The following is a 9,630-nucleotide window of genomic DNA, read 5'->3' as shown; positions in this document are numbered from 1 at the left end:
AGCCCTCTTAAGAGGGTTTGATAATAAAGGAAACTGAGTTTCCGAAAATCTACAATAATAAAAAGGGAGGAAAAAATAATGAATATCAAAATCCTCGGCATGGGATGTGCAAAATGCAAGGCATTAGAGGAAAACACAAGGGCAGCTTTGCAGGAGCTTGGTATTGAAGCACAAATAGAAAAGGTTCAGGATATCAATAAAATTACCGAGTATGTAATGGTTACACCTGCCCTCGTAATTAACGAAGAAGTAAAGGTATCGGGTAAGGTAGCTACAAAAGAGGAAGTAAAAAAATTTATTCAGGAATATTTAAAATAAAAATTAGTAAAATTATGTTATTTATCAGGGTGCGATATAGCACCTTTTTTATTTTTTACGCTCAAGTATTTCATCCCAGTAATTAACCCTTTCACCAGGAATTTCTAATATGTATTATCTTTAAATACAACATATTTTATGAAATTTATTGTAATTTGAATTATTATATATTATAATATATTAATGTAAGTGATTTCTTGAACATACTCTAAGGATGCAACCCCGGCAGGGGTTTGCATACAAATAAAATAATATAAAGGGGGTATTGTATGTACAGGGCTAAATTCTTAGTATTTTCACTAATCATCGCTTTAATCTTCTCGGTTGCAGCACCGGTACAGGGCGTAAAATTCTTTAAGGTAGATGCAGTATCCGCAGCTACCGGTTCGGGAAATACCACCGAGCAAAACCAGACCCCGGCTCAGCCGGCCCAACCCAAAACACAACCTCAGACCACTACTGAAAAGCCTGCTGAAACTAAGGTTACAACTACTCCAGCAGCTACTACTACAGCAGTCACAGTAAAAGAAATTAAACGTCTTCTTGCATTACATTCCTACGGCGAAGATGTAAAACTCCTTCAGACAATGCTGAATAAACTGGGCTACAAATTGAAGGTAGACGGCATCTTCGGTCCAAAAACCCTTGCAGCGGTACAGGATTTTCAGAAGAAAAATAATCTAAAGGTTGATGGAATAGTAGGTCCTAAGACCCTTGCAAAACTCGTACCTGCTGCAGGACCTGTAGTTGCTGCAAAACCTGCAGAGCAAAAGCCTGCTGAAAAGCCGGTAGTTAAAGAAGAAACCATTGCAGTTAAAATCGGAAAAGTTGATTATGCAGCTCACGGCACAAAATGCTTCACAGTAGCTATCGCAGCAGTAGCAGGGGATAAGATTGTTGCAGCCTACATAGATGATTATCAGTTCATGCCCGCTGCCTCAGCAAAAGGCGTTCCCAACTCCGACGGAGACTTCGGCAAGAACTATCCGCAGGGTTATGTCCTCGGCTCCAAGCTCACCAATGCCGATTACTACACCAATAACATGAAAACAAGAGGCGGAGCCACCAGAACTGTTGTTGAAAACTTCTCAGGAATAATCAATTACGTAAAAGGCAAGACTATAGCAGAACTGGAAGCCCAGCTTGCTGCAAAAACAAAAGAAGAAATGAAAGAAGCTGTTGATGCGGTAACCGGCGCAACCTTAGAAGATACTCACGGCTATATCACTGCTATCGTTGAAGCCGCAAAGGTTGCAAAAGCTGCCAGCGACGATAAAGCAATAAAAGTTAACGTAAAAGACCTCCCCAACCTCAAGATTGGTAAGGTGGACTATGCAGCCCACGGTACAAAATGCTTCACAATGGCTTCTGCAGTAGTACTCGGTGACAAGATCGTTGCTGCTATCTTTGACGATTATCAGTTCATGCCCGCTGCCTCAGCAAAAGGCGTTCCCAACTCCGACGGAGATTTCGGCAAGAACTATCCGCAGGGTTATGTCCTCGGCTCCAAGCTCACCAACGCCGATTACTACAGCAATAACATGAAGACAAGAGGTGGAGCTACCAGAACAGTCGTTGAAAACTTCACCAGCATTGTAGATTACGTAAAAGGTAAAACAATAGTAGAACTTTCTTCTCAATTATCAGCAAGTACAAAGGAAGAAGTAAAAGAACATGTGGATGCGATAACCGGCGCTACCCTTGAAGACACTTACGGCTACATCGCCGCTATCGTTGAAGCCGCTAAAGCAGCAAAATAATTTATTAGTATAAAAGAGGAAGCAGGTTTTTACCTGCTTCCTCTTTTATCTATAACTGAAACATATTATTAATTTTTTTGTCCCAGCTTATTTTCCTTTCCTTCCAGAAGCCTTTTAATGTTGCTTTTGTGCCGGTATACAGCAATTATTGCCATTATAAGGGCGTAAAAAATGTATAAATTTTTATATCCCAAAATGCCAAGAAAAATTGGAAAAAGGGTTATGCCGGTTATAGACCCCAGGGATACATAACGGGTTAAAAATATTACCGCTACTCCTGCCAATGTGGACAAAAGAGCCGCAAGGGGCGATACGGCAAACCCTACCCCCATACTGGTAGCAATACCCTTACCCCCGTTAAAACCTAAGAATAAAGAAAAATCATGCCCTATAATTGCAAAAAGCCCGCAAAAAACCCCAAAAATCGGCCCTCCAAATAACCTGCCTATCATTACCGCAAGGAAACCCTTTAAAAAATCCGCAATATAAACTAAAGCTGCCGCCCTTGTCCCTACTGTCCTTAAAACATTGGTGGTTCCGGGGTTACCGCTTCCGTATTTTCTTATATCAATACCGTAATACTTTTTACATATGATATACGCAAAGGAAATGGAACCAAATAAATAACTTAGAAGAGCAAATACGATGTATTTTAGCATCAAAACACCCCTTTTTTCTTTTATTTTATCATTTGAATAAAATTTTGAAAATAAAACTATATAAACTAAAGCAATATAAAAATAAAAAAAACCGCCTTTTAAGCGGTTTTAAAATCGTTTTTTCGGTTTTCATTGATATAACAATAATAATATACAAACGGAACCATTATGGCGCCACCGATTAAATTACCGAGCGTAACGGGTAAAAGATTTTTTAAAAAAATTTCCCACCAGCTAACGGAAAAGCCCAAAAATTTAGCAAGGGGAATAAAATACATATTTGCTATACTGTGTTCATATCCGGATAGTACAAATAGCATTATAGGAAATAAGCAGGAAAATATTTTTGAAACCACATCTCTTGCAGCCGTTGACATCCATACAGCAACAACTACCAGGAAATTACAAAGCGTTCCTCTTAAAATTGCCTGGGAGTAGCTCAGGGACATCTTACCGGAAGCAATTCCGATCGCAGTCTCTATCATTTTTGAATTTAATATTCCGCTCTTTACCATTATTATTGCTAATAACACCGAGCCAATGAAATTTGCAAAATACACCGCAAACCAGTTTCTTAATAAATCTTTAAAACTAATTTTTTTATCCAAAAGGCCTATTACCATAAGGTTATTTCCGGTAAAAAGCTCAGCTCCGCATAAAACCACCATCATGAGTCCCACCGGGAAAACTACCGCCCCCATAAATCTCATGAGTCCCGTATCAATATTTCTTAGCGTCTGCATCACCGTAATGCTCCCCTGAGCTCCGAGGCCTATGTAAATTCCGGCAAAAATCCCTAATAAAATCATATTCACAACTGACATTTTGCTTTTTTTCCTGCTGACTTCTATCAAAACCTTTGCCGTTTCTTCAGGTGTTAAAAAATTTTTTTCCATGGAATACCTCCTTTTGTGAAAATATTAACATTTTCTATTTTAATTATATCTTATTGTTAAAAATATATCAATGTGTATTAAATATCGTGTAATATTAAATATCCTGTTCAAATATAAAAGAAAAAACCCTGCCGTTCTCGGCAAGGTATATTTTTAAATCATTTTTTTTGCAAAAATAAGGTAACCCGTGTGCCCTATCATCATATCTTCAGGGCGAAGCCTCTCCGGATTTATTTTGAACCTGCGGGTCATTATTTCCACCGCTTCATCAATGTAAAAATTATTGTTAATTAAACTTTTCATGGTTTCACTCACCTGATTTACGGTAGGTACTATAATACCCAGGTTCCCGGAGGGTTTTAAAGCTTCCCTTACCTTTTCTAATACCTCCCATGGCTCTCTCACATCTAAGAAAAAGGCATCCAGATCCCTTTCTTCTATTCCTTCATTAATGGACCTGTTGTAAAAAACCACATTGTCGAAAACTTTTCCTTCATTATAATTCCTCATGGCCAGATTATAGAATTCTTCCCTCTGTTCGTAGGTGTACACCTTTCCCTCAGGACCTACCGCTTTCGATAGGCATACCGTAAATGCACCCGATCCGGTACCCGCTTCTCCAACCTTTTTCCCCGGACCGATATCCAATTTCATCATTATATAATATCCTTCCTTTGGGTAAACAATCTGGGTTTGCCTCTTGAGTTTATACATCACATAATCAAAAATACCGCATTCAAAGACGTAGAATTTTCTGCCATTAAATTCAAAGGAGCTGCCGGGAGTCAAATTCCTTAAAAATTCCGGGTCTAAATGACCGTTTGGCATACCAATTTTTTTATCCTTAGAAATATCCGCGACCTTTTTAAATCCATTATCATCAACTATTAGCCTGAGGTTGCTCAAACCTTCCGTCAATTCCTCTGCCTCCTTTTAAATTTTTGACCGTTATTCAAATACCCTATCAAACCTTCCAATTTTCCCGCCTCTCACCATATTCAAGGGCATGGAAAACATAATTCCCATGGTCTTATCCGAGAAGTTCCCCACCTCATCCTCTATAGCCTGAGCAATTTTTTGAAGGGTTTTTATATCTTCTACCACAGATAAAATGGTCTTATTGGTGTAAAAACCCTCCTCCTTTAACCGCTTTATGCTGGCTATCATGGGTAGATCTTCTTCATGCTTTTTCATGATTTCCCCTGCACCAATTGAATCTATTACCGTTGCCCCTTTTGAACCGTTTTTTTTCATCACATCCAAAACCTTCATTAATTTTTCCGGCTTATTTAATATTATCACAAAAAGATACATTCCTTACACCCCCGTAAAAAATTCATTTGAGAGCCCCTGCTTCCTCTTTAAAAATGCTTTTCAAAAACAGCGGAGGAATTATGGTAGTAAAAAGTACCATCAGGACCGATGTGGCAAATACCCTGTGGGATACTATACCTTTTTTCAAACCCAAATCCACTATAATTAAAGCTACTTCCCCGCGGGGAACCATACCCATACCAACCGCTAAGGATTCTCTCCAGTTAAATTTAAATAGCTTTGAAATCAAACCGCACCCAATTATTTTGCCAAGAACCGCTACCAGAATAATAGCCAAGCTGAAGGCTATACCGGACACCATTGTTTTTATATCAGCTTTCAAGCCGATATTGGTGAAAAAAACCGGGGTAAAAAACAAAAAGGCCGGAGATTCTATCTGCTTTATAATTTTTTCTTTGTAAAGGGTATTGGAAAGTAAAACTCCTGCTAAATACGCGCCTGTAATTGCAGCTATTTCCACTTCCTCGGCAAAAAAAGATAATAAAAAGCAAAAGACAAGAGCAGCCGTAGCGCTCCTTGTTCCGCTCATTAAATTATAAAAGTTCCTTTGAAATTTTAATATTAAAAAACCCGTTATTACCACTGCAAGAGCAAAAATTAATATCTTGACAATAACTTCTACCAGATTACCCTTCCCCGTTATAAAGCTTGTAACCCCAGTTAATATTAAAATACCCAGAACGTCATCAATTACCGCTGCAGCCATAATTGTAATTCCTTCCCGGGAATTCAATTTATTCATTTCCCTGAGGGTTTGAACGGTAATGCTTACCGAAGTAGCGGTAAGAATTGTACCGAGAAACAGGGCTTCTTTTAAACTCGCTTTCATAAAAAGGGCAACATATGTGCCCAACAGGAAGGGCAATACTACCCCTCCCACCGCTATGGTGGTGGATGAAATACCGGAAGAAAGAAGCTCCTCAGTATCGGTTTCCAGTCCTGCAAGAAACATTAAAAGCAGAACACCGATCTGAGCAAGAAATTCCAGTCCGTCCGAGGAATGTACAATATTTAAAATCGAGGGACCGATAATAATTCCAGCTATTATCTGCCCCAATACATTGGACTGATTAAATCTTGAAGCTAAATACCCACCTATTCTTGCTGCTGCAAGTATTACGGCAAGCTCTAAAAGTTCCAAAATTATTCCCCCTTACACCATCATGCTTTCAGCTTTTTTAAAATCCTCCCAGGAATTGATATTAAAAAATGTCTTAAAATCCTTCTCTGAAACTTTATAAAATAAGGTATTTACGTAATTATAAATTTCCCTGACCTTCATGCTTTTCTTCATTGCCAGGATACTCTCTATTGCCTCTATACACCTTATCCCGTAAAAAGCATGCAGGGGCTCTATAAACTCCTCATAAGCTGGGCATACCGCATCGTGATATAAAGCTTCCCGGGACATATTGCGGATCAATCTTTCATCAATTAAGGGCATATCGCAAGCAACAAAAAATGCTTTTTCCGTTGAAATTTTTTTTAACCCGGTGTATATACCCCCTAAAGGGCCAAACCCTGTAATTTCATCCTGGAATATTTTTGCCTTAAGCCCGAGGGATTTTATTCCCCCGGGAGAATTGGTGATTATCAATACCTCTTCAAATAAAGGCTTCACCACTTCATATACTATTTCTATTAAAGTTTTTTCTTTAATCTTTAAAAGTCCTTTATTTTCCACTCCTAATCTTCTTGAATTTCCTCCATTTAATATCACGCAGGAAAATTTCATAAAAATCCCTTTCAAATCCTTATTTCAATAATTTTTATATGTTCTGCCAGCAGCTCTTTTATTTCCATTAGATATTCCTTTTTAACCGGTTCTTTCCCGCAAAATTCCGCATCCAGCACCTGTTCGGAAAACCTGTAGGCTTGAAGGACATAGCGTTCTGCACCCTTTAATAAATCCATCATATTTTTAAAATCCTCAATATTCAATAACCCTGGATGAACCGTAGTCCTGAATTCATAAATAACACCGCTTTTTTTTGTAATCTCGATACTCCTTTTAATATCTCTCATTACTTCCCTGGCATTTGAAGTAAAAATCCAGTATTTATTTTCCGGCGCTTTTATGTCCATTGCAATGTAGTCCAACAAATCATCTTTTATAAGGTCTTCTAAAACTTCTGGTTTCGAGCCGTTGGTGTCCAGCTTTACCTTATATCCCATTACCTTTATTTTTAATATGAATTCCTTGAGCCCTGGATTCAGCGTGGGCTCTCCTCCCGTAACCACAACTCCATCAATCATTTTTTTCCTTTTTTCAAGATATGAAAAAAACTCATCTTCCTTGGCCCTGTCAGATGGTAAAAAATCGATTAAAAAAGAATTGTGGCAGTAGGGGCAATGAAAATTGCACCCCGCCACAAAAACCGTCGACGCCACCAATCCCGGATAATCCGCAAGGGTTACGGGCATAAAATCGTAAACTACTGCCATATCCTGTATTCCTTCCTGTCAGCAAATTCAGCCTGTTTGCCGCTATTCCAGCACTGCACGGGCCTGTAATAACCCACAACACGGCTGTAAACTTCACATTCCTTGGCACAGTAAGGACAGCTAAAATGCTCTCCCGTTATGTAACCGTGGTCTTCGCAAACGGAAAAAGTAGGGGTTAAAGTATAATAGGGAATCCTGTAATTTTCTGCAATTTTTCTCACCAAAGCTTTGCAGGAATCTTTATCAATTTTTTCACCTAAAAACATATGAAAAACCGTTCCACCCGTATACTTTATCTGAAGCTCCTCCTGGTGGTCCAAAGCCTCAAATACATCATCGGTGTAATTCACGGGAAGCTGGGTGGAATTGGTATAATAAGGCTCTCTATCCCCACAGGTTATAATGCTTTCCCCGAACATCTCTCTATCCTTTTTGGCGAGCCTATAGGATGCACCTTCCGCCGGTGTAGCTTCAAGGTTGTAAAGTATTCCCGTTTCTTCCTGATACTCTGTGAGCCTTTCCCTCATAAAATCCAGAACCTTCAGGGCGAATTCCCTGCCTTCCGGCTCGGCTATACCGCACCCCATGAAGTTCAACAATGCCTCGTTCATACCCACAAGGCCGATGGTATTGAAATGGTTCTGCCAGTAAGAGCCAAACCTTTCGTACACATCCCTCAGATAGAACTTTGCATAGGGATAAAGCCCTTCTTCGGTCATCCTTTCAAGTACTTTTCTTTTTACTTCAAGGCTTGTTTTTGCGATATCCATCAAATGAGCAAGCCTTCCAAAAAACTCGCCTTCATTCCTGGAAATAAATCCTATCCTGGGCATGTTTATAGTTACGACTCCGATGGACCCCGTCAGGGGGTTTGCCCCAAATAATCCCCCTCCCCTTTTTCTGAGCTCCCGGTTGTCCAGCCTTAACCTGCAGCACATGGACCTGACGTCTTCGGGCTTCATATCGCTGTTTATGAAATTTGAAAAATAGGGAAGTCCGTATTTGGCAGTCATCTCCATTATTTTATCCACTACCGGGTTATCCCAGTCAAATTCCCTGGTAATATTATAAGTGGGAATGGGGAAGGTAAAGATCCTTCCATTTGCGTCACCTTCCATCATCACTTCCGCAAAAGCCAGGTTTAACATGTCCATTTCTTTTTGAAATTCCCCGTAGGTTTTATCCATCGGCTGCCCACCAACTATGGCAGGTTCCCGGGCAATTATTTCAGGCGGAACAAGGTCCAGGGTAATATTCACAAAGGGTGTCTGAAATCCCACCCGGGTGGGAACATTTAAATTAAAAATGAATTCCTGTATCGCCTGTTTTACTTCTTTATAGGTAAGTCCATCGTAGTATATAAAAGGTGCCAGGTAAGTATCAAAATTGCTTAATGCCTGTGCCCCCGCTGCTTCTCCCTGCAGGGTGTAAAAAAAGTTAACCACCTGTCCCAGGGCTGATCGAAAGTGTTTGGGAGGTTTACTGGCAACCTTTCCTTTTACTCCGGTAAAGCCGGAAAGGAGAAGGTCCTTTAAATCCCAGCCGCAGCAGTAAACCGATAAAAGGCCTAAATCATGTATATGAAAATCCCCATTAATATGGGCATTTCTTACTTCTTCCGGGTAAATTTTGTTAAGCCAGTATTTTGATATAACGGCACTGGAAATGTGGTTATTAAGGCCCTGGAGGGAATAACCCATATTGCTGTTTTCGTTGATCCTCCAGTCAGCCCTTCCTATGTACTGGTCTACGGTTTCCTCTATGTCCAAAAACAGTTTTTTAAACTCCCTGATATCCTGGTGCTGTTTTCTATACAGGATATAAGCCTTGGCAGTTTTAGCATGTCCGTTTTCAATCAAAACCTTTTCTACCACATCCTGAATGTTTTCTACCGTAGGAATGTTTTGTTTAAACCTATCTTCCAGAATTTTTATCACTTCATCGGTCAATCTGGCAGCCAGATTCCTGTCGCTTCCTCCCACGGCCCTTGCAGCTTTAAATATGGCATTTTCTATTTTTGTTCTATCAAAATCCTGTAAAGAGCCGTCTCTCTTTATTATTTTTCTTAACATTTCAATACCCCCAATTTTAAAAACAAATATATTACATTTTACGCCCATTAGCCTCTTTGTTTATTTTATTAAATATGCGATTCACAGTCAAAGCAATTTTTTGAGCATTTAAAATTAAGGCAGTCTTGTGGCAATCATATTTTAA

At 39.4% G+C, this 9,630-nt stretch carries 10 protein-coding genes; 2 read left to right on the top strand and 8 right to left on the bottom strand.

All coding sequences use genetic code 11. The features are described 5' to 3' along the window. The first annotated feature begins 78 nt into the window (after positions 1-78). Complete coding sequence (locus ACPLOV_RS09270) at positions 79-318, top strand: thioredoxin family protein (protein WP_068748709.1); 240 nt, start codon at positions 79-81, stop codon at positions 316-318. A 269-nt stretch (positions 319-587) separates the two neighbouring features. Next, the gene (locus ACPLOV_RS09265) at positions 588-2,078 is read left to right on the top strand and encodes a peptidoglycan-binding domain-containing protein (protein WP_424908779.1); all 1,491 of its coding nucleotides are present in this window, start codon (positions 588-590) and stop codon (positions 2,076-2,078) included. Between the two features lie 68 nt (positions 2,079-2,146). On the opposite strand, the gene plsY is transcribed toward ACPLOV_RS09265, so the two are convergent. The 8 genes from plsY to ACPLOV_RS09225 form a co-directional block, all read right to left on the bottom strand. Further along, positions 2,147-2,737: a glycerol-3-phosphate 1-O-acyltransferase PlsY gene (gene plsY / locus ACPLOV_RS09260; protein ID WP_424908780.1), complete on the bottom strand. Its 591-nt coding sequence runs from the start codon at positions 2,735-2,737 to the stop codon at positions 2,147-2,149. A 98-nt stretch (positions 2,738-2,835) separates the two neighbouring features. Beyond that, positions 2,836-3,633, bottom strand: a complete 798-nt coding sequence (locus tag ACPLOV_RS09255; RefSeq protein ID WP_424911065.1) for a formate/nitrite transporter family protein — start codon at positions 3,631-3,633, stop codon at positions 2,836-2,838. 153 nt (positions 3,634-3,786) lie between these two features. Further along, on the bottom strand, positions 3,787-4,551 hold the full coding sequence (locus ACPLOV_RS09250; protein ID WP_424908782.1) for a tRNA (adenine-N1)-methyltransferase: 765 nt from the start codon (positions 4,549-4,551) through the stop codon (positions 3,787-3,789). 30 nt (positions 4,552-4,581) lie between these two features. Beyond that, positions 4,582-4,947: a P-II family nitrogen regulator gene (locus ACPLOV_RS09245; protein WP_424908783.1), complete on the bottom strand. Its 366-nt coding sequence runs from the start codon at positions 4,945-4,947 to the stop codon at positions 4,582-4,584. A gap of 22 nt (positions 4,948-4,969) precedes the next feature. After that, entirely contained in the window at positions 4,970-6,109 is a 1,140-nt protein-coding gene (locus tag ACPLOV_RS09240; RefSeq protein WP_424911064.1) for a cation:proton antiporter, read from the bottom strand. A gap of 12 nt (positions 6,110-6,121) precedes the next feature. Next, positions 6,122-6,703, bottom strand: coding sequence for a molybdenum cofactor guanylyltransferase (gene mobA / locus ACPLOV_RS09235; RefSeq protein WP_424908785.1), 582 nt, complete (start codon positions 6,701-6,703; stop codon positions 6,122-6,124). 11 nt (positions 6,704-6,714) lie between these two features. Continuing rightward, positions 6,715-7,413 carry an anaerobic ribonucleoside-triphosphate reductase activating protein gene (locus tag ACPLOV_RS09230; RefSeq protein ID WP_424908786.1) on the bottom strand — a complete coding sequence of 233 codons (699 nt, stop codon included), beginning with the start codon at positions 7,411-7,413 and terminating at the stop codon, positions 6,715-6,717. Next, positions 7,404-9,485 (bottom strand): ribonucleoside triphosphate reductase, encoded by a 2,082-nt coding sequence (locus ACPLOV_RS09225; protein ID WP_424908787.1) that lies wholly within the window; start codon positions 9,483-9,485, stop codon positions 7,404-7,406. The genes ACPLOV_RS09230 and ACPLOV_RS09225 overlap by 10 nt, the downstream gene beginning before the upstream one ends. Positions 9,486-9,630 lie beyond the last annotated feature (145 nt).

Origin of the sequence: Thermovenabulum sp. (genome assembly GCF_049723235.1) — a bacterium.
Lineage (GTDB): Bacteria > Bacillota > Thermosediminibacteria > Thermosediminibacterales > Thermosediminibacteraceae > Thermovenabulum.
Note: the sequence above shows the minus strand (reverse complement) of the source record. Positions and strands in the feature narration are given on the sequence as shown.